At 47.6% G+C, this 21,192-nt stretch carries 16 protein-coding genes and 1 tRNA gene; 8 read left to right on the plus strand and 9 right to left on the minus strand.

Translation table 11 applies throughout. The annotated features are described in order from the left end of the window. Positions 1 to 565: 565 nt before the first annotated feature. The 3 genes from H4O21_RS11335 to H4O21_RS11345 all read left to right on the plus strand — a co-directional run bounded on the left by H4O21_RS11335 (position 566) and on the right by H4O21_RS11345 (position 5,394). Positions 566 to 1,837 (plus strand): GGDEF domain-containing protein, encoded by a 1,272-nt coding sequence (locus tag H4O21_RS11335; RefSeq protein WP_182808988.1) that lies wholly within the window; start codon positions 566 to 568, stop codon positions 1,835 to 1,837. Positions 1,838 to 1,881: 44 nt separating this feature from the next. Then, entirely contained in the window at positions 1,882 to 2,511 is a 630-nt protein-coding gene (locus tag H4O21_RS11340) for an SOS response-associated peptidase (RefSeq protein WP_182808989.1), read from the plus strand. Between the two features lie 132 nt (positions 2,512 to 2,643). Next, complete coding sequence (locus H4O21_RS11345) at positions 2,644 to 5,394, plus strand: insulinase family protein (RefSeq protein ID WP_182808990.1); 2,751 nt, start codon at positions 2,644 to 2,646, stop codon at positions 5,392 to 5,394. 72 nt (positions 5,395 to 5,466) lie between these two features. Here the strand turns inward: H4O21_RS11345 and sbcB are convergent, their stop codons facing one another. From sbcB to phbB, 5 genes are all read right to left on the minus strand, one after another. Beyond that, positions 5,467 to 6,912 carry an exodeoxyribonuclease I gene (sbcB, locus tag H4O21_RS11350; protein WP_182808991.1) on the minus strand — a complete coding sequence of 482 codons (1,446 nt, stop codon included), beginning with the start codon at positions 6,910 to 6,912 and terminating at the stop codon, positions 5,467 to 5,469. A 44-nt stretch (positions 6,913 to 6,956) separates the two neighbouring features. After that, complete coding sequence (gene minE, locus H4O21_RS11355; protein ID WP_182808992.1) at positions 6,957 to 7,217, minus strand: cell division topological specificity factor MinE; 261 nt, start codon at positions 7,215 to 7,217, stop codon at positions 6,957 to 6,959. Next, positions 7,217 to 8,026: a septum site-determining protein MinD gene (minD, locus tag H4O21_RS11360; protein ID WP_182808993.1), complete on the minus strand. Its 810-nt coding sequence runs from the start codon at positions 8,024 to 8,026 to the stop codon at positions 7,217 to 7,219. The genes minE and minD overlap by 1 nt, the downstream gene beginning before the upstream one ends. 53 nt (positions 8,027 to 8,079) lie before the next feature. Continuing rightward, the gene (minC, locus tag H4O21_RS11365) at positions 8,080 to 8,772 is read right to left on the minus strand and encodes a septum site-determining protein MinC (RefSeq protein WP_182808994.1); all 693 of its coding nucleotides are present in this window, start codon (positions 8,770 to 8,772) and stop codon (positions 8,080 to 8,082) included. Between the two features lie 222 nt (positions 8,773 to 8,994). Next, complete coding sequence (phbB, locus tag H4O21_RS11370; RefSeq protein WP_182808995.1) at positions 8,995 to 9,732, minus strand: acetoacetyl-CoA reductase; 738 nt, start codon at positions 9,730 to 9,732, stop codon at positions 8,995 to 8,997. 176 nt (positions 9,733 to 9,908) lie between these two features. On the opposite strand from phbB, the gene H4O21_RS11375 reads away from it, so the two are divergent. The 5 genes from H4O21_RS11375 (at position 9,909) to trxB (ending at position 15,131) form a co-directional block, all read left to right on the plus strand. After that, a tRNA-Met gene (locus H4O21_RS11375) sits at positions 9,909 to 9,985 on the plus strand. Between the two features lie 314 nt (positions 9,986 to 10,299). Next, positions 10,300 to 11,112 (plus strand): inositol monophosphatase family protein, encoded by an 813-nt coding sequence (locus H4O21_RS11380; RefSeq protein ID WP_182808996.1) that lies wholly within the window; start codon positions 10,300 to 10,302, stop codon positions 11,110 to 11,112. A 154-nt stretch (positions 11,113 to 11,266) separates the two neighbouring features. Then, positions 11,267 to 13,288, plus strand: coding sequence for an ATP-binding protein (locus H4O21_RS11385; RefSeq protein ID WP_182808997.1), 2,022 nt, complete (start codon positions 11,267 to 11,269; stop codon positions 13,286 to 13,288). Positions 13,289 to 13,563: 275 nt separating this feature from the next. Next, positions 13,564 to 13,767, plus strand: coding sequence for a CPXCG motif-containing cysteine-rich protein (locus tag H4O21_RS11390; RefSeq protein WP_255487273.1), 204 nt, complete (start codon positions 13,564 to 13,566; stop codon positions 13,765 to 13,767). Between the two features lie 410 nt (positions 13,768 to 14,177). Further along, the gene (trxB, locus tag H4O21_RS11395; protein WP_182808998.1) at positions 14,178 to 15,131 is read left to right on the plus strand and encodes a thioredoxin-disulfide reductase; all 954 of its coding nucleotides are present in this window, start codon (positions 14,178 to 14,180) and stop codon (positions 15,129 to 15,131) included. Positions 15,132 to 15,251: 120 nt separating this feature from the next. Here trxB and H4O21_RS11400 read toward each other — a convergent pair whose 3' ends face one another. The 4 genes from H4O21_RS11400 to H4O21_RS11415 form a co-directional block, all read right to left on the minus strand. Continuing rightward, positions 15,252 to 15,977 carry a tRNA-uridine aminocarboxypropyltransferase gene (locus H4O21_RS11400; RefSeq protein WP_182808999.1) on the minus strand — a complete coding sequence of 242 codons (726 nt, stop codon included), beginning with the start codon at positions 15,975 to 15,977 and terminating at the stop codon, positions 15,252 to 15,254. Between the two features lie 107 nt (positions 15,978 to 16,084). Beyond that, positions 16,085 to 18,541 carry a putative bifunctional diguanylate cyclase/phosphodiesterase gene (locus tag H4O21_RS11405; RefSeq protein WP_182809000.1) on the minus strand — a complete coding sequence of 819 codons (2,457 nt, stop codon included), beginning with the start codon at positions 18,539 to 18,541 and terminating at the stop codon, positions 16,085 to 16,087. Next, positions 18,538 to 20,181 (minus strand): FecR family protein, encoded by a 1,644-nt coding sequence (locus tag H4O21_RS11410; protein ID WP_182809001.1) that lies wholly within the window; start codon positions 20,179 to 20,181, stop codon positions 18,538 to 18,540. Before H4O21_RS11410 ends, H4O21_RS11405 begins: the two co-directional genes overlap by 4 nt. A gap of 271 nt (positions 20,182 to 20,452) precedes the next feature. After that, positions 20,453 to 21,184, minus strand: a complete 732-nt coding sequence (locus tag H4O21_RS11415) for an SIR2 family NAD-dependent protein deacylase (protein WP_255487274.1) — start codon at positions 21,182 to 21,184, stop codon at positions 20,453 to 20,455. Between the last annotated feature and the right edge of the window lie 8 nt (positions 21,185 to 21,192).

The raw sequence follows: 21,192 nt of genomic DNA on the forward strand, positions 1-21,192 counted from the left end.
ATCTGAGCCATGATCAAACTCTTCAGTTTAAAATCGTTGATTGACTGATCCGAAGACCGGCAATCCAAACTTAGCTCAAAGTTAACAACCCCATCAATTCGAAGAATTGACAGTGAACACAAAAATGAATTCGGGTTGCTTACTCTGATAATCTTGTGACTTTTCACAGATCATCACAGCAAGCGCCCACACGAATTATCTGACTGAATTTTTAAAGAGCAGGCTAAGCGACAAACTCGTCTCGCTCAACCGAGGCTGCGTATTTTACAGAAGCAGACCTCAGAGTCAATCATTTTTTAATCTTTTTCCGATTCTTCCTGAGAAGAGAGAAAAGAACCTGAGAGAGACTTAAAAGTAAAACTCAGTAAAAACAATTGGTTACTGCTGTTCATCGGGTCACCCCGTGACAGCGAGGGCGTATTATACGCACCTGGAAGCAGAGTACAACCCTTATTTTTAATTTTTTACATTCCAATCAAAATTTTATTCTCCTGGCTACGAAAAAACCTTGTTTTCCCTGACCGAGCTTTTAATCTAGCCTCAGCATATCGAAGGGGAATGCACAATGCATCGATTAATCAGCCAGCTAAAAGAGTCAACAATAATCCCTCTGGCACTCCTGATGATTACCATACCTGTTGCCCACTTCGGCTATCAGGAGTTTTCTGTCACAGTAAAGGGACTATTTTCACTGGCACCCTATATAGCATTCACTGCAGCAACAACACTTAGCCTGGTATACGGACGCCTCAGAGTTCTGATGACACTTCTGGTCCTTGTGATTTCTTACTGGGCATTTTCAACCCTGACAGGCCCTGTTGGCCTGTCATGGAACAAGTTCACAATAGAAACTGTATTTAACGCCATTACAATACTTGGCCCTCTGAATATCGCCCTCTTTGCATTCTGGGCTGAAAAAGGCTCACTGATCAGCGATTTGTTTACAAAAACAGCCGCTATAGCGATTCAGGTATTTTTTGTCTGGCTGGTGGCAGAAAACCACTATACGGGTGTCCTCCATTTTTTTACCCTGATTTTCTGGCCCTCTATGCACCCCGACTGGCTTAACATCGCTCCCTTTTCATTTATAGCCTTTATTATTGCTCTACTGGCGATGGCAATCCGCATTATTACTCAACCATCAACAACAAACGCCGCGCTGCTCTCATCCCTGGTCATTCTCTTTATTGTCAGCCAGCAATTATTAATTCCAGGCTACCTGCCAGTTTTTATGTTCCTGGCCGGTTTACTTCTGGTCGGCGCCATTGTGCATGAAACCTTTAATATGGCATTTAAAGATGACCTGACAGGACTACCAGGCCGAAGAGCATTGAACGAACAACTGGCTAAACTGGGTCGCCACTATACTATTGCAATGATGGATGTGGACCACTTTAAAAAGTTTAATGATACCTATGGTCATGACATTGGTGATCAGGTGTTGAAAATGGTCGCAGCAAAAATCAGAAAAGTGACCGGAGGAGGTAAAGCATTTCGTTATGGTGGCGAAGAGTTCACCATATTATTTCCAGGCAGAGACCTTCAACATACACTACCTCACCTTGAAATAGTAAGAGAAGTTATTGCAGGCTATCTGATGCGAATCAGAGATGAGGACCGTCCGGAGGATAACGATGAAGGTAAAAATATGCGTGGACGAAAAAATACAAGAATACAGAAGACACAGAAGAAAGACAGCTCCGTTGTTTCCGTAACCATCAGCATTGGAGTTGCCCAGAGAGAAGGGATGAATAAAACACCAGAACAGGTTATCAAAGCCGCTGATGAAGCCCTGTACCGCGCCAAGCATGGCGGAAGAAACAAAGTGAGCACCTGATGACCGGCCGATTGATTGTTACCCCATTTAATACAGAAAAATTGTTGCACGACCCTCTACTGGTCAGACAACCCGTACTAACCGGTTACAATATCCCTCCTAAACAATTCGTCAGCATCATCTGTAACGATCAGACGACCGGAGTCCCCTGTGTATCCGAAGCCTACTGGGGATACAGTCCTCATTGGCTCAAAGTACTGGATAACGCCCCGTATCTTGCCAGAAGTGAAACTCTCAGCGATAAAACCATGTTTCAGGAAGCTCTTACACGACGCTGCCTGATACCTGTATCCGGCTACTATGAGTGGAAACGCTATACCCGGCACAAAAAAGCCTTTGCTATCCGACGACCAGAAAACAGATCCTTTCTCCTGGCCGGGGTATGCATACGTTATCCCACATCAGAACATACCTGGTATGAAACATTTGCCATACTGACTATTGCATCTAACTCTTTTATTAATCTGGTCAGTGAACGCATGCCCGTCGTTATTCACAGACAGGATGCAGAAAGCTGGCTGAATAGCGATATATCGGAAGCAGAGCAACTCATTCAGACAGCTGAGGAGGATTATCTGGAATACTACCCGGTATCAGAACTGGTTAATAATCCAGCCAATCAATCCAGAGCAGTATCCGAACCAACCAGCAAACGATTTCGTTATACCTCATAAATATCCGAACCCAACGCCCGGATATGAGTCATAGATCAGACATCAGGACAAATAAGAGAGATCAGAATGCCTGCCTCAAGCCGAGTGTTACTTAGTTTTATAGGTCTTTTCTTTTTAACAGCGTGCTCACTTATGCCCAATCAATCCACGACAGACATCATAAAAAGCGAGAATGACTCCCGTAGTTATCGCAGCCTGACCCTGCAGAATCAACTCGAAGTTATTGTCATTTCAGATCCGGATACCGACAAAGCCGCAGCAGCACTGAACGTAGCAACCGGCAGCGGCAATGACCCCGACGATTATCCGGGACTGGCACACTTCCTGGAACACATGCTGTTTCTGGGCACAGAGAAGTACCCTGAAGCGGGTGAATATCAGAGCTTTATATCGAAACATGGTGGCAGCCACAATGCGTTCACCTCTTTTGAAGACACCAATTACTTTTTTGAAGTAGATAGCGATTACCTTAGCCCTACCCTGGATCGCTTCGCTCAATTCTTTATCAGCCCACTCTTCAGCGAAGAGTATGTTAAAAGAGAGATCAATGCTGTCCATTCGGAATATCAGTCAAAACTGAGAGATGATGGTCGCCGCCAGTTCGACATACTGAAAGCCATTATCAATCCGGCACACCCCTACAGTAAATTCAGCACCGGCAGCCTGGAAACCCTGAGCAGTAAAGGCAAAGCTCTGAGCACACGTGAAGCGATGCTCAACTTCTACCAGACAGAATATTCTGCCAACCGCATGTCGCTGGTTATTCTGGGCAAGGAATCACTGAATCAGCTGGAACAGCTGGCTCGTGAGCTATTCAGCCCGGTTATCAACAGAGAACTGAAAGTAAAAGAGGTTAATCAGCCTCTGTTTACCGAAGGTCAGCTGCCGGGACTACTGACCATCAAACCACTTAAGGCCAGGCACGAACTCAAGCTTCAGTTTCCGATACCACAAAGCACACCCTTTTATCGGGAAAAACCCACTGGATACCTGGCAAACCTGATCGGCCACGAAGGCAATGGCAGCCTGTTATCTGCATTAAAAGCCAGAGGCTGGGCGACAGGTTTATCTGCCGGAAGAGGCATAAGTACTCGTGAAAACAGCCTGTTCAGCATCGCCATAAACCTGACAGAAGACGGCTACAAACATCAGTCTGAAGTGATCAATGCTGTATTTAGCTATCTGCAACTGTTAAATCAGAGCGGCATTGAACTATGGCGATATCAGGAGCAGAAAGTACTGGCGGAACAGGAATTTCGCTTCAGAGAGCAGATATCCCCCATCCATTATGTCAGCAACCTGGCATTCAGCATGCCTCGTTATCCTGCGCAGGACCTGCTGGTCGCTCCTTATCTGATGGATAACTTCAACGAATCGCTGATCAGAGAATATCTGAGTTATATGACCCCGGACAACGTCCTGATCACCCGTATCAGCCCTGACGCAGAAACAGACCAGGTATCACCGTGGTTTAATGGCTCTTATGCTTTCAAAGCGGCATCATCAGATAAGATTGTGCCACTGAGTAGCAATATTTTTAAACTACCAGAACCCAACCCATTCATTGCCAGTAATTTACATCTGAAGAAAGCTCAACCCACCCGCCCTATAAACATCAGCCCCGTCCCACAGGCCACACTCTGGTTCAGTCATGACACCGAATTCAACACCCCTAAAGCACAGCAGTATTTCAGCCTGCAATCACCTGTGAGCTCTGAATCTGTACGTAATGCGGTACTCAGCCAGATGCTATCCAGCTGGCTGAAAGAGGTCAGCAATGAATTTGCCTATCCTGCACGCCTTGCTGGCCTGGATTACACCGTGTACAAGCATATCAGAGGTATAACAATTCAGCTGGGCGGATACGATGAACAACAACACCAACTGCTGGACAAATTACTTTATCTACTGACCCGGACTCCAATTGATCAGGAAAGCTGGCAACTGGTTAAACAAAGCCTGATCAAGCGCTGGAAAAATGCCGACAAAGCCCCTCTGTATCATCAGATAATGGGAGAAACATCCGCGGTACTTATGACGCCAGACTGGAATGAGAAACAACTGCTCAGTGCAATCGAACCGTTGACACTGAAAGACCTTGAAGCATTCAGGTCACAATTTCTCAGCCAGATCTATATCGACAGCATGATCATTGGCAACATGACACAAGAAGAGGCTCTGAACAGCTTTAATACCGTCATCAGTACCCTGAAGCCAACTCTGACCAAACAGGATGTACCCGGTATTCGAGTCCACGCCCTGACTGAGAACCTGCTTCAGCATCAGCCGGAGATTGAACACAATGACAACGCTGTCGTTCACTACTATCAGGGACAGTCAGCATCAATTAAAGACCAGGCATTATGGATGCTGGCCGCCCGTCTGCTGGAGGCGCCTTACTACCATGAAATGCGTACTCAACAACAACTAGGCTACATTGTCTTTGCCAGCTATCACCCTATGATGAAGCTACCGGGGCTTAGCCTGATTGTTCAGTCGCCAGGGCATACCCCGGAAGATATCACTCAGCGCAGCAATACGTTTATCCAGACATTCAGCCAGCAACTACCTGATATGCCAGACCGGGAATTTGAGCAGCAAAAAGCAGGCCTTATTGCCAACCTGCTGGAAAAAGATGACCACCTGAAAGCCCGCTCTCAGGGTTACTGGAGGGATATGGCTCTGGAGTATACCGGATTTGACCGACGGCAACAGCTCGCCACAGCGGTAGAACAGCTGTCTTTACAGGATATCAGCCAGCTGTTTAATAAAGAGATCAACGGAAATCAAAGCCGCCAGCTGATTGTCAGCTATCAAAGTGGTTCAACCCGTTTCTCAGACTCAGGTACCCTGAAAGCCAGGCTACCAGCAGTTGATCAATAACAAAGAAATACTGCTAAGCCCCAATCACAGGGCTTAGCAGATATTCAGGCATACAGACAAGCAAGACTTTAATCAGAACAGATGAGAGGGAACCAGTGATTCAACATACAACACCAGGTCTTCCAGAATAATCCGATGCTTCGGAGACAGCTCTGTCTGGCTCAGTTCGACCAGACGCTGATTAAACTGCTGAGGAGTCATATTACTGGCTGAGGGGTCATTGATCCGCTGCCAGCGATACTCGTCCCACCTCTGCTGCTCTTCCCCGGACAGATACTCCGGATAACTCCGGGCACGATAGCGGAATAGCATCTCTTCTAACCGGGCATCCTTAAAGGCCAGATTAAGTCCCGCCAGGTTTTCTGGGGCTGTCTGCCGCACGACTTCCATCTGTTCTTTATCCTGCGGACTGAAGAACCCTCCGGAGTACAGCATTAAATCAGGATCATATTCAACGGGACGATCACTATAACGATCATCAAATACCTGCTGCAATTTAGCTGTCAGATCAGGCACTACCTGCAGATTATGCCAGTGCTGTTCGCAAAGCTGTCGGTTAATGCCTGTACGCGTTTCAACATCAGCATCCAGCATAGACACCGGAAGCACAATCGGACATCGATTCAGATGAATCACCTTCAGAGGTATCCGACTGACATCCAGTTCATCCTGCGCAGTAAAGACCCTGCGACGAATCTCATCAGCACTTAACTCTGCCAGAATAGAAGGATCTGCCGACAAATCAAAACAGATTACGCCATTTTTATTGGAAGGATGCTGAGCCAGAGGCACCACAATAGCGGCATTACCACGAGCAGCCCCAAACATACCAGACACATGCAGCACCGGCCGCTTGCTGACAATATCCAGCTGGTCCGCCACTTTTCGTTTATCTCTGAGGGTAAACAGGTAGTTAAACAGCTTAGGCTGACAGGAGCGAAGCAAACGGGCCAGCGCAATGGTTGCCCTGACATCGGCAACCGCATCATGAGCACCAGCATGTTCAATACCATTGGCTGCCGTCAGCAGCTCCAGCTTAAAGCTGGGTAATCCCTCTTCATTAACGGGCCATTCGATTCCCTGAGGGCGCAGTGCATAGGCCGTTCTGACAACATCAATCAGATCCCAGCGAGAATTACCGTTCTGCCACTCTCTGGCATAGGCATCATAGAAATTCCGATACAGAGTATGGCGCGTCAACTCATCATCAAAACGCAACGTATTGTAGCCAAGAGCACAGGTACCCGGCTTACTCAACTCATGATGAATCAAACGGATAAACTCAGCTTCCGGAAAACCATTCTGTTGCGCATGCTGAGGGGTAATACCCGTAATCAGACAGGCATCAGGGCTGGGGAGGAAGTCATCGGCGGGTGTACAAAAAAACTCTACAGGCTCACCGATTTCATTCAATTCCAGATCAGTTCGAATACCTGCAAACTGGGCCGGACGATCTTTTCTGGGGTCGGCACCAAAACTTTCATAGTCGTGCCAGAAAAATGTGGGCTGTGAACTCAACGTCCAAGTCCTTATAGATTACTGAAAGGCCAGAGAAATCCTGTTCAGGACGTGTTCTTTGGCCAGGATACATTAACTTCAATCTGTGACCGATGAGGCAGCGCATGGCAGCTGACCTGAATATCATCACTGGCTGAATGAGTATAACGCCGGATTACTTCAATCAGTTCTTTCTGCAAACGAGGCAGAAAGTCTGGTTGATTTCTCTGCATTCTATCCTGAGAAATCATCAGCTTAAGACGTTCCCGTGCTACATTAGCAGAAGCGTCCTGGTCCCGCTGAAAAAAATCACGCAGCCTTTTCATTAGCGGCCTCCAAACATACGGCTTAAAAATCCTTTTCGTTCAACTTCCAGAAAACGCATCGGACGTTCTTCCCCCAGGAAACGGGCCGTCGTATCCAGATACGCCTGACCGGCATCACTCTCTTTATCATGAACAACCGGGGTTCCTTTATTGGATGCTCTCAGTACAGCATCAGATTCAGGCACAACACCGACCAGAGGAATTGCCAGAATTTCTTCAATATCCTGCACCGACATCATATCAGCGTGCTCAACCCTCTCCGGATCGTAACGGGTAATCAGCAACTGAGCAGAAACGGGTTTTCCTTCTTCCGCCATTCGGGTCCTGGAGTCCAGTAAGCCGATAATGCGATCTGAATCCCGGACAGAAGACACTTCAGGGTTGGTCACAACCACTGCGGCCTCAGCAAAATACATTGCCATGATCGCTCCTCGTTCAATACCTGCCGGAGAGTCACACAGAATGTAATCAAAATCATCTTTCAATTCATTGATGATTTGCTCAACACCTTCTGTTGTCAGGGCATCTTTATCCCGTGTCTGAGAAGCAGGTAGCATATAGAGTCCATCAACTCGCTTATCCTTAATCAGAGCCTGGCTTAAATTCGCTTCACCACTGAGCACATTAATCAGGTCGTACACCACCCGACGCTCACATCCCATAACAAGATCCAGGTTACGCAGGCCAACATCAAAATCGATCAGGACGGTACGAAACCCCTGCATAGCCAGAGCCGTACCTATAGACGCACAACTGGTTGTCTTGCCAACCCCACCCTTACCTGAGGTAATAACAACTACTCTAGCCAAAAACAGACTCCCGTTTTTAAATTAACCATGTTTCAATACAATACAGATACTATTCATCTGATAATCAGATTGTCGCCATCCAGCCCAATCTCAGTCACGGTTTCATTTTCAGGCCATTCTTCTTTTTCAAAAGTCTGAAAAACACCAGCGATGGACACCAGCTCAGCTTTAAACTGCTGACAAAAAATTCTGGCATCCAGGTTCCCCTGAGCTCCAGCTATCGCCTTACCTCTCAAAGAACCCCAGATATGCACATTGCCGTCGGCAATAATTTCTGCGCCTTCATTCACAGAGCCTACGACAATCAGATCACTGTCCCGGGCATAAATCTGTTGCCCGGACCTCACCGGATTTCTCACAATCCTGGCAGGTTTAACAGATAATTCTCTGGATTTGCTTACTTCCTGTAACCTTTTCTCACTCTGGGGTGGAAACCATCCCAGGCCCAGAGCCCAGGCAGACTGTTTTATCGCATCCTGTGCACAGCGAACGGCGATGGGCATCAGTCCGGACCGTTTACAGACCGCACTAATCAGCTCCAGAGAAACAATCTCGTCACCAGATAACCGTTCAAAAGCCAGTACAACCGGAGTATGACTAAAAAATGCCGGTGCCCTTCGGGTCTGCTGCTCCAGCTCACGCTCGATATAACCGACATCAGCAGTAAAAAACTCCAGCGTAGTCACTGTCAGAGCCCCGCCTTTAAACTGGAATGCTGCTTGTTGTCCGGATACGTTCAATGCCACAACTCAACCCTGATAAAGTAAATAAGCTTAGCCGTTATACACACTAAATCTATGTGACCACAGGGCATTATACAAGATGTCATTTGATTATAAGAAAAAAGAAGCCGGAAACAGGGAGAAATGTCACAAATTCCCATATTCCGGCTTCTTTCTATACAAGAAACAGCTCAGACACTATTTCTTCAGTATCCCCGAATATATCGGGGGGGGAACAGCGGAGCATCAGCACATATGCTGCCCACCATTAATCGCCAGGTTAGAGCCTGTAATGAAACCAGCCTCTTCTCCTGCCAGGAAGGATACACTGCGCGCAATCTCTTCTGGTGTACCAAAACGTCCGACCGGGATGCCATCCATAATAGAGTTACGAATCGGTTCATCAATCTTCATAATCATATCGGTCGCAATATAGCCCGGAGAAATCGTATTAACAGTAATACCTTTGCGAGCTGTTTCCTGGGCAAGCGCTTTAGTAAAGCCATGCATGCCTGCCTTTGCCGCAGAGTAATTTGTCTGCCCCATCTGACCTTTCTGGCCATTAATAGATGAGATATTAACAATACGACCGTATTTCATCTCCAGCATATTTTCCAGACAGGCTTTACTCATATTGAACACACTGTCCAGATTCACTTTCATCACTTCATGCCACTGATCCCAGCTCATCTTTTTCATGAAGCCATCACGGGTAATACCAGCGTTGTTCACCAGTACAGAAACAGGACCAACCCGCTCTGTCAGCTCCTGGCAGGCCTGCTGACAGGATTCAAAGTCCCCTACATCAATATGACTGATTTCAAAATCATAGCCATCTTCTTTTTGCGCAGCCTGCCATGCTCTGGCTTTTTCTTCGTTTGTATAAGCTGCAACAACCAGCATGCCATCATCAGCCAGACGACGACAAATAGCTGTACCAATACCACCAGTTCCGCCAGTTACCAGGGCTATTTTTTTACTCATTGAAATTCCCTCTGCTTTCGATAATTCATTCTGCACTCCCATATTTAAGGCTTCCGGGTGACAAATCCATGACAGAAATATGGGTATTCTGTGATCCGTGTTATGCACATCCAACAACTATTTTTAAAATAAAATTTGACATAACATCAAACCTGTCTATAATGTGCGCCAGTCGATGCGGGGTGGAGCAGCCTGGTAGCTCGTCGGGCTCATAACCCGAAGGTCGTCGGTTCAAATCCGGCCCCCGCTACCAAATTTAAAAAGCCCGGTTTGCTTATGCAAACCGGGCTTTTTGCTGTCTGCCATCTGGAAATTTAACAAATAAGTTCCGGCTTAACAACACCTTAATGACCAACAGGTCACACTTCAAACCCGCCTCAGGACAGTGCCTGTCTCACCGGACTCAGGCGTCACCGAACGATATCACCAGACATATAAAACACACTCAGTTATTCCATCTGAGATCTTCCTGAATCAGAATAAAAATACACGCCCTGATAGCGGGCAAGAATTCTGAAAAAAAGCGGCACTGCCCCAACAGTTAACACCTGACAGAAGAGCATCACGATGGAAAACACATCTGAAGACCTGAACTATATCGCCCAACAGGCAAAGACTATTGCACTACAGGCTGGTCAGCTAATACTGGAACTGCGCCAGGATCAATTAATCAGAAACTACAAATCCGGACATGAACTGGTCACAAATGCCGATATCCAGTCAGACCAGTTGATACGCTCTGCAATCCGACAACAGTTCCCGGCTCACAATATCCTGTCTGAAGAACTGGCCAGCGACTATTCCGACCCGAGCATATTTCAGCAACCACTCTGGATCATCGACCCGATTGATGGCACAGTGAATTACGCTCATGACCAGCAACATGTCGCTGTTTCCATCGCCTATGCAGAGGGCGGGGATGTTAAAGTCGGCGTAGTATTTAATCCGATACTGAATGAATGCTTTTTGGCTATACAGGGACAGCCCGCGTGCCTGAATGATCAACCAATCCGCGTCAGCCAGCAGCAACAGCTGAAACATGCCCTGATTGGAACAGGCTTCCCCTATGACAAGTCACAGATTCCAGCACTACTCCCCCGATTACATCAGGTACTCAGTCATTGCCAGGATATACGCCGTTGCGGGTCCGCAGCAATGGATATCTGCTATGTCGCTTGTGGTCGCCTTGATGCTTATTACGAGACAGTTAAGCCCTGGGATTTTGCAGCAGCCCGATTGATTGCCCTTCAGGCCGGAGCCACAGCTGGTCATCTTGATCGATGTCCGAATGACATCCCTCCGGCCTTTTACGGGGAACAGATGATTGTGGCATCTCCCGGCATTTACGACGAATTACATCAGCTTTTGCAGATTCAATAAAAACCATGCCAGAAATATGGTAAAAGAGAGCAGGCATAAGCTTATTCAGAGTTCTGATGCTAAAAATGCGTCTTGAATTCCACTTTAAAAAGCAATAACGTCCATAATGTTATCGAGAGCAACATCTCGTTTACTTATGTAAAGGTCACCGATTATGTCGCTTATCTCTGCCCACATGGATGTGTCAGAAGAATTAAAACTTCTGGCTACGGCATTTGATGCTCATCAACCCATTGCGATCCTGGACCGTAATGGCACCTTTATCAGGGTGAATCAGGCTTTCAGTAAGCTTACCGGCTATCCCGGACATCAGCTGAAAGGCCATAATGTACGCATGCTTCGCTCCAAGAGGCATCAGGAGCAGTTTTATCGGGATATATGGCAGAGCCTTTATGACAAAGGGCACTGGCAGGGGGAGTTATGGAATCAGCTAAAAGAACGGGAAGCCCTGCACCATGTCAACATTACCGCAGTGACAGATGAGGCAGGACATTTTACTCACTATGTCGCCTTCTACGAAGATCAGAGCGAAATTTACTACCAGCAACAGCTACTGGAGCAAAAAGCCCGCCAGGAAAACACTCTGAGCATACTGCTCGCTTTATGCCTCGAGGACTTGCCAATGCAAGCCTTTCTCAGTCAGTGCCGCAGACAACTGGAACTGAAAAATCTCTGGAGCTGGAAACAACTCGCGCTTTACACGACCGATCACTCCGGACTCAGAACCGTTATCGAGCACGGAGACTGCACAGACCAGGGTTGCCAGAAAATACCCATGACCCTCAGCCTGTGCAAACAGGTTGCAGAACATCAGATCCCCAGAGAACTGAAGCTGAAATCAGAATCGGCAGGTATCTGCATCCTCGAAGAGACCCATACTCTTTATGCCATCCCTCTGCAACAAAACCAGCAAAGCTGTGTCCTGGTTCTCTCTTTGCCTTCTGACACTCTCAGCTCCCCTGTACAGAAAGATTTTGTTCACAGGGTGGTACATATTCTTGGTATGGGTATCAATAAAAGGGCAACAGAGCAGGCTCTGATTGAAGCGAGGGAAAAGGCAGAGCAGGCCAATAAAGCAAAATCACAGCTGCTGTCCAGCGTCAGCCATGAGCTGCGCACCCCCCTGAATGCGATTCTGGGATTTTCTCAGATTATGCTCAGCGATGGGCTCAACGATGAGCAAAGGGAAAATGCAGAAGAGATCCACTCATCCGGACAACACCTGCTGACACTGATAAATGATATTCTGGATCTGGCTCGCATGGAGTCAGGCCGGATCAATCTTCAGATTGAATCTGTACCCGTACGCAATATCATTGATGAATCAATCAGCCTGATCAGACAACTGGCCAGTACCCGACAGATCACAATCAGCATTCAGCACAACCTGACAGACATCCCGAATATTCTGGCCGATAAAACCCGACTGAAACAGGTTATCGTTAATTTGCTGTCCAATGCAGTTAAATATAACGTCGATCAGGGCCATATCGAGGTTACTCTGGAACAGAGTGATCCGGCCTTTCTGTCAGTCGGAGTCCGTGATACTGGTATAGGCATTAATCCGGACTATCACTCTCAGATGTTCCAGGTGTTTAATCGCCTTGGCGCAGAAGACAGTGCAGTAGAAGGCACAGGCATTGGTCTGGCAATATGCAAACGACTGATGCAGATGATGTATGGCCAGATCAGCTATCAGCCAGCGGAACCTTCTGGCAGCATTTTTACACTGGATATTCCCATAGCCTCGACAACTGATAGGACAGAGCACCACCAGAGCCGTTTCAGTATTCTTTATATTGACAATGATCCGATTCGGCAGCAACAGATTCAGACGATGTTACAACAAAGAGAAGATATCAGGCTCTTTACCGAAAATAATGCCAGCTATGCACTGGACCTTGCGCTCAAGCACAGCTTCGACCTGATACTACTGGACACGGATATGCCGGACCTCAGCGCAGAAGAGGTTCTGGAAATTCTGAAAGCCAGTCCACGTACTGCCACTGTGCCTGTGGTCGCTATCAATGGCACTCAGGACAACAGTACGATCAGCCAATCATTAAAAGCAGGCTTTAATGAATACCTGCCCCGACCTCTGGACATGGAGAAACTGCTGTTGATTATCGAACAACTACAACAGGAACAGCATCAGTTATTACTGAATACGGATTAGTCACTCCGCGTCAGACCAGAGATATGCTTGTGAATAAAAAATTAAAAAAAATTCTGCAAAACCATCAGACCAGGCTATAGTTAAATTCGTGAAGTGAATAGTTACTGACTATTAAAAGGCGCCCACTCAGCGCAGGTTAAACGCCATTAGCAGAAACGAACGAAAGAACTCTTCTTTTCACTACAGCCAACAGGAATAAGGTTAACGAAAGATTACTCTGGCAGATAAGCGCGACAGGTATCTGCCAGAACTGAGACGATCCGGAGGGAGCGTTTATGTTAGAGGAGATGCTCACCGCGGTACATGGGCAATGTCCTTATTGCGGGTCTGCACTGGAAACAGCCGTAGATACCACAGGAGGAGACCAGGACTATTATGAAGACTGCCAGACTTGCTGCGCTCCTGTATATATTACAATCCGAGTCAATATGGAGGGTGAACTGTTAAGCGTTGAACTCAGACGGGAGGATGACTCCTGATAGTGACACCTTATCAGGTCTGAACGAGGTTCAGGCATTCATTAACCAATCCAGTATCACAGTATTTTTGTTTACCAAAAAGCCCTGAATAGTCAGGGCTTTTCCTTTTCGTAACAGATAAATATTTGCCCGATTAACCCGATACACAGGCACCATAGGCTATACCTATGTAACCCATCTGCATTACCCATTCGCCAAATTATGATCTTTTTATTAGTCTGTTCATCATTGTTCAGAATCCTTTAATATTGGCCCTGTAGGACAGATCTGCACCGGCCTTTACCAGAAGATCGGATGACCAAATAGCTTTTTGATATAAGCAGACACTGGCATTCTGAAACTTCGCCCTTATATTGGTCGCAAGAGATCATTGAAATGAATACAGGGCTCAGGCCCGGCAGGAGAAAATAATGAGCGAAAGCCGTCACGAGAGACTGATTATTCTGGGTTCCGGCCCTGCAGGTTATACCGCAGCGGTTTACGCTGCCCGCGCCAACCTGAAGCCTGTGATTATCACGGGCATGCAGATGGGCGGACAGCTGACCACAACAACCGATGTGGATAACTGGCCAGGTGCATTTGATGGCATTCAGGGCCCTCAGCTGGTTGAAGATATGCGTAAGCACGCTGAGCGCTTTGATACAGAAATTGTTTTTGATCATATCAATGAAGTAGAGCTGACCCAGCGTCCATTTACTCTGAAAGGGGATAACGGCGTCTATACCTGTGATGCTCTGATTATTGCTACAGGTGCCAGCGCTCAGTACCTGGGGTTACCAAGCGAAGAAACCTTTATGGGTAAAGGCGTGTCAGCCTGTGCGACCTGTGATGGTTTTTTCTATCGCAATCAGGAAGTCGCCGTTGTCGGTGGTGGTAATACTGCAGTAGAAGAGGCGCTTTACCTGTCGAACATCGCGAAGAAAGTGACTCTGATTCATCGCCGCGATTCTTTGCGCTCTGAAAAAATACTGCAGGACAAACTGTTTGAGAAAGCAGAAAATGGCAACATTGAAATCATATGGAATCATACTCTGGAAGAAATTCTGGGTGACGAGCAGGGTGTCACAGGTTTACGGCTAAAGAGTACGGAATCTGATGCCACTCAGGATATTGATGTGATGGGTGTCTTTATTGCCATTGGCCATAAACCAAACACAGATATTTTCCAGGGACAACTGAACATGGAAAATGGCTACCTGAAAGTTAAATCAGGCCTGGAAGGTAATGCCACTCAGACCAGTATCGAAGGCGTGTATGCTGCCGGTGACGTTATGGATCATACTTATCGTCAGGCTATCACTTCAGCGGGCACAGGATGTATGGCTGCTCTGGACGCCGAACGTTTCCTGGACGGGCTGGAATAATCAACTAAGCTGAATAGCTATTATAGCTGATTTTCAGTGATACAGATTATTGAACTGATGCCCCACATCAGCTCTGAAAACCGATTCAGATTTTATCTGAATCGGTTTTTTTATTCACCGTCAGAGGGTATCACTTGAAGCCTCACCCTGAATCCTTCTGAGCACCTCTTTTCTCATTCCCCTGGATTCGGCATACTGGCGATTAAATGCTGAGAAATAAGCTTCCACGGCCTCTGAGGCTATAGCTTCTCCCGCCTGTTTCAACAACTCTATACCCACTTCTACAGTACACAGATGCTGGTCACTGGCCGGTTTTCGCAAAGCATAACGGGTAAGACGATCTGTTTTCAGCGGTAATACCGGCAATGCTGCAAGATAGGGACTTTTTCTGAACATACGCCGGGCCTGTCGCCAGGTGCCATCCAGAATAATAAAGACTGGTATTTTATCGGGACTCTTTGCCATAACAGGCTCAAAACTGACGACCCGATGGGCATAGTCTTCCATGTCATCCGGAAAAATAATGAAGGGCTGATACTGATCATCTTCCAGTAAAGCCAGTAATCCAGCATCGGGAGCTGTTCTGTACCAGTAAAATACCCGGGTATCCGGCAAACAGTCTGCCAGCAAACGTCCGGTATTGGTCGGTTTATAAATCTCTTCCGGATGCATCAGTAACCAGAAGCGGGCGCGACAGGGCACGTTCTCAGGTCTGAGATCACAGATACAGGCCGACAGTGCCATCAGACATCCGGGGCACCGGTTCACTCGTGACCCTCTGGCAGAGAACGGCTTTCGTTCTGCATCAGGCGCTGCAGGCATAGGAAGGGAAAATGGTCTGGACATGGGCACCCCCGTAACAACAAGGGCGCCAAGTGTAATGCAAAGCAAAGACCGGGTACATCAAAGAAGCTACCCTTCAAAGTCCATTTTGACGCTTGCCTGATAGCGGCTTACTGCCCGCTATTTCTGGCCATCAATACAGATACAATCTCATCCGGAGGCAACGGTTTACTGAACAGGTAACCCTGTAATTCTTCGCAAGTCTGACCTTGCAGGAATTTCTGTTGCTCCTGGGTTTCTACGCCTTCAGCGATCACCTTCAGATTCAGACTGTGTGCCATATTGATAATCGCCAGTGCAATATCAGCGCTTTCTGTATTGGTTGTCAGATCCCGGACAAAACTCTGATCAATTTTCAACCGATCCAGCGGGAATGTTTTCAGATAACTCAGTGAAGAATACCCTGTACCAAAGTCATCCAGCGCAATCTGCACGCCTAAGGCTTTCAGCTCAACCAGAGTATCACGGGTCTCACTCAGGTCGTTCACCAGAGCCGATTCTGTAATCTCCAGCTCCAGACTATCCGGTGGCAGCTGATTAACGTCCAGTGCAGTACGTACCTTATCAACCAGAGTGTGATTAAACTGCAGGGCTGAAATATTTACCGCCATACGAATGTTCAGCCCCTGGCCTCTCCAGGAGGCAGCCTGCCTGCAGGCCTCTTCCAGCACCCAGTCTCCGATCCCCAGAATCAGTCCTGTTTTCTCCGCCAGCGGAATAAACTCACCCGGCGACACCATCCCTCTGACAGGATGATGCCATCGAATCAGTGCTTCCAGGCCAATCACATCCCCCTCATCAGAACAGACCTGAGGCTGGTAATACAGCTGGAACTCGCGATTAGGCAGAGCCTTACGCAAATCTCTCTCCAGAGATCCAGTATGCTCAATCTGTTGCTTCAGTTGCCGGGAATAGAAGCATACATCTGACCGGCTATCAGTTTTGGCTTTATGCATTGCCGTATAGGCATTGCCAATAAGCACCTCGGTTTCCCGACCATCATCCGGATAAATACTGATACCAATAGAAGGTGTCAGATAAATTGACTCCCCATTAACTTCACAGGGTTGCTGCAATAACGCAATCAACCGGGAAGCAATATGCCGGATCTCGTCTGTACTGTTCTGCTGACATATCAGCACAGAGAATTCCAGACCACCTGGTCGGGCCACCGGATGACTATGACTGACGGCAGTCTTAATCTGATGGGCAATATTCAGCAGCACCAGATCCCCAGCCTGCAAACCAAACCGATCATTAATACTTTTAAGTCCGCCAGGCTGAATCAGAACAAGAGCAAAGCGACTATCCGGAGCACGGGTAATTTCTTCACTGATCTGCTGGCTCAGCATATTACGGTTAGGCAGGTGAGTCAGCGTATCAAAGTTAAGCTGTTGATAAACCTGATCATTCAATGTGCTTATTTTTCGTCGGGCTTTAAATGCCTGCCACCATGCAGCACACAGAAAAATACCTGCCTGCATCAGCACAGCATTCACTGGCGCAAACCAGATCTGACTGACAGAAAACAGCAACCATGATATCGCCAGTGGCATCAATAACAGCGGCAGGAAGAGCAAATAAAGAAATCGAGAAGCCAGCTGCCAGAGTACAAGTAAAGAAAAAACACCCATCGCCAGCATCAATAACAGGCAGTGATAAGGCGATAGCGGCAAAATCTGACGCTCTTCTAGTAACGCCTGAACAATATTGGCATTAAACTCCACACCTGCCATTCGCTGCCTGGGCGTCGACAGGATATCACTTAACCCTGTCGCAGTGGCTCCAACCAGGACAATCTTGCCCTGGAACGCCCCCTCAGGCACCCGATCATTCAGTACATCCACATATGAAAAGTGTTTGAAATGCTGATCACCACCGGCAAAAGGAATAAAAACTGGCTGCACCCTCACCCAGCCCGTTGTTTTTCCTGTAAAAGCTTCCAGAGCCTCCTCATACTGCATTTGCAGGTAAGAAACCTCCGATAAACGTATTTCATATCCCAGTTGCTGAGCAACTGCCAGCGCAAAAAGCGGCCACTGTGGCGACTCCAGCCCCGCCTGCAGAAAGACTTTGCGGGCATGACCATCCTCATCCAGATCGACATGTACATGTCCCATAGCCCCTGCTGCAATAGCAAAATCAGTCAGAGGAAGTAACTCTCTCATCTGATCACCGACACCTGTCTTTTCAGGTGCCAGAGCTAGCACAACACGTCCATGAGTACGTATAGCCCAGGCCAGAGCCTGATCAGCAGCGGGTGATTCAGGCTCAGAAAAAATCATATCCATGCCGATAATCCTGGCTCCGGCTTCTGTCAGATTATCCAGCAAACGAGCGTGCTGAGCCCGGCTCCAGGGCCAGCGCCCCAGCTCATTAATGCTCTTGTCATCAATACCTATGATCACAATATCATCTCTGGCAGGCCGCTCAGCACTTCCCATCCAGGTGTCATAAAAAAACAGATCAGAATGTCTGGAAAAAGATGACAGCGCGAATAGCAGCAATACCAGTATTACTGTGACAGGAATCAGCACAGGCCAGACGGCACGGATATTGATTTTCATAACAGGAACGCAGCGCCTGACAGCCAGCTGATCAGAGCAGCCGTATCATTATGAATATCCGGAGCGATCATCTGAGACTCTCCCCATTGCCCATGCTGTTCTCCTTTTACCGAAGCGATTCGGATATAACGTACAGACATAAAACGGTCCAGTTCCAGCTCCCCCGGCCCCCGGTTCCACTCTTCCAGTATCTGCTGAAATTCAGTATCAGCTGCCAGCTGTACCTTGTAACGGTCATGAGACAAACCCGGAATCTGTATACGAACGGTCTGACGATCCGCCAGCCAGTCTCCCTGCAGGATTCTATGCTTACTCTGGACATTCAGTGTAGCGGCTGGAGAGAAAACACCTTTATTTCCGTTTTCATCAACACTGGCCACTCGCCAGAAGTAATCTCCAGGCTGGTCCAGGAAGACTTTCTGACTCAGGCTCTGCCCCAGATCCTGCTGATCCGACACAATCTCTGAAAAATCAGCATCCCGTGCCACCTGAAAGTGCCAGCGAATCGCTTTTTCCGGCGCTGACCAGCTGAACTGATAATAATTGCCGACAACGGCCTGTTGCCACGGGTAATACACCATAAGAGGAGGCAAAGGCTGTACTCTCAAAGGTAGCTGCGCCACACTGCCACGGCCTTCAATGTCAAGATTATCAATCCCGCGTACCCTCAGATAATAATCCCCATTATTAAATTGCGGGAGAAAAAAACCGGGCTGCTGAATAATTTCATCTGTCTTTAATGTAGAAAAACGAGGGGTATCTGAGATCTGCACACGATAGGCCTGAGCCCCTTGCAAAGGCTGCCACTGCAGGTTGTAGTTACGCTGAATAATCTCATTGGCCACTGGCATAAATTCTGCGGGAGGTAATAACTCTTTTGGCTGAACCGGTGCTTCACCCTGCTTAACCCGGGTACCAAAACCAGCAGGAACCAGCTGACTGACACCTTCGGCGGCGACAGCAACGCCTCCGGTCAGAACCTCAACGCGGGCTGCCGCAGAACCTTCCTGATATACCGAACGGAATTCTGTTCCCCGAACCGCAGAGATGGCTGATGGAGTATGAATTTCAAAACGGGCTCTGGCATCCATTCTTGGCTTGACTCTGGCCTCAGCACTGCCCTGACTCAGACGAAGTTTAGAATCCACCATACCAGAATCACCAAACAGACTGAGCTGATCAAAAATCAGCTCAGAGTTCTGCAGCAGAGTCAGTTCCGAAGTATCGGCAAAGCGAATGGTAATGCTACTGTCGTCACCAGTGGATAAACGATCCCCCAGCACTAGCCGGTCATTCATTTTAAGGGCAGCACTGCCATTACTATCTTTACGCTGAACACGCACATCACCGGTCATGGCAACCACTTCTGCGGCAGAAGGTTGTGCATTCAGCCAGCTGGAAGGCACCCGGATTTTCTGTCCGGGTCGGATCACATCCGGATTTCTGATCTGATTCAACTTCTGTACCTGACGCCAGTCGATATCCTTACGCAGATACTGCTTACCAAACTCAGACAGGGTATCGCCTTGCAACACGGCATAAACCCAGTCTGAGCTGGCAGCAAGCAAAGAAGCCGGAGCTAAGCCCAGACAGGCAGAAAGCAAAATCCCTTGTTTAAAACCCGTTAGTCTGTTTCGCATGTTATTTTTTCCTGGTCCGAATCTATGCACAGAATACACCTGCCGACAAAAACATAAACTATGAATACATCTTATCCTGACATTATACGTCAGATACTTCACGAAAGTCTGATATAAAAACATTACAGAGCCCGATCACTGCTCGAAAAATACACAGCAAACAACATGCCTGACTCACGTGGAAACAGAGCTTAAGACCCTCTCTTTTAAACATAGCAATAAAAAAGGAGGCTTCCGCCTCCTTTAATCACCAAAGCAGATGCGAGTCAGGTTACAGCTTTTCAAGGCCAGACAGATCGCTAATGCCTTTTTCACAAAGATATTCCACCAGAGACGGCATAACGGCACCTGCTTTCTCTCTGAGATAAAAAGCTGGCACATCGGCTTCCGCCTTCGGATCAACCACAATCCGGGCAACGTGATAAGGTGCCGCACTGGCCAGAAAGGAAGCGGGCTGCACCTGCAAAGATGTACCAACAACAATAATCAGATCAGCTGTCTGTGTGATTTCGTGGGCAATAGGGTAACAGGGCACATCTTCACCGAACCAGACAATGTGTGGCCGGAGCTGGCTACCTTTATCACACAGATCTCCCGGATAGATATCGTTCCGCCCCAGATCGTAAACCAGACGTTCATCCAGGGTACTGCGTGCTTTAAAGATTTCACCATGCAGATGCAAAACCTCAGAAGAGCCTCCCCGTTCATGCAGGTCATCAATATTCTGGGTTATCACGGTCACTTTAAAATGATCTTCCAGGCTGGCCAGCGCCTTATGGGCAGCATTAGGCTCAACACCACGAATCTGCTGACGTCGTTCATTATAAAAGCGGAGTACCAGTTCAGGGTCTTTATGCCAGGCTCCAGGGGTAGCAACATCTTCAACCCGATGATTTTCCCAGAGTCCGTCAGAATCACGAAAGGTGTTAATACCACTTTCAGCGCTTACCCCGGCACCACTGAGCACCACAATATGCTGACGCTCCATTTCAGTTTTCATCATTACACTTC

Origin of the sequence: Oceanospirillum sediminis, assembly GCF_014164585.1 — a bacterium.
Lineage (GTDB): Bacteria > Pseudomonadota > Gammaproteobacteria > Pseudomonadales > Halomonadaceae > Oceanospirillum > Oceanospirillum sediminis.

Bases quoted from the DNA above. Each gene is read 5' to 3' on its own strand.
- phbB (WP_182808995.1), bottom strand. From the start codon at position 9,732: ATGAGTAAAAAAATAGCCCTGGTAACTGGCGGAACTGGTGGTATTGGT.
- H4O21_RS11335 (WP_182808988.1), top strand. From the start codon at position 566: ATGCATCGATTAATCAGCCAGCTAAAAGAGTCAACAATAATCCCTCTG.
- H4O21_RS11380 (WP_182808996.1), top strand. From the start codon at position 10,300: ATGGAAAACACATCTGAAGACCTGAACTATATCGCCCAACAGGCAAAG.
- H4O21_RS11385 (WP_182808997.1), top strand. From the start codon at position 11,267: ATGTCGCTTATCTCTGCCCACATGGATGTGTCAGAAGAATTAAAACTT.
- H4O21_RS11400 (WP_182808999.1), bottom strand. From the start codon at position 15,977: ATGTCCAGACCATTTTCCCTTCCTATGCCTGCAGCGCCTGATGCAGAA.
- H4O21_RS11390 (WP_255487273.1), top strand. From the start codon at position 13,564: ATGTTAGAGGAGATGCTCACCGCGGTACATGGGCAATGTCCTTATTGC.
- H4O21_RS11345 (WP_182808990.1), top strand. From the start codon at position 2,644: ATGCCCAATCAATCCACGACAGACATCATAAAAAGCGAGAATGACTCC.
- minE (WP_182808992.1), bottom strand. From the start codon at position 7,217: ATGAAAAGGCTGCGTGATTTTTTTCAGCGGGACCAGGACGCTTCTGCT.
- H4O21_RS11415 (WP_255487274.1), bottom strand. From the start codon at position 21,184: ATGATGAAAACTGAAATGGAGCGTCAGCATATTGTGGTGCTCAGTGGT.
- trxB (WP_182808998.1), top strand. From the start codon at position 14,178: ATGAGCGAAAGCCGTCACGAGAGACTGATTATTCTGGGTTCCGGCCCT.
- H4O21_RS11405 (WP_182809000.1), bottom strand. From the start codon at position 18,541: ATGAAAATCAATATCCGTGCCGTCTGGCCTGTGCTGATTCCTGTCACA.
- H4O21_RS11410 (WP_182809001.1), bottom strand. From the start codon at position 20,181: ATGCGAAACAGACTAACGGGTTTTAAACAAGGGATTTTGCTTTCTGCC.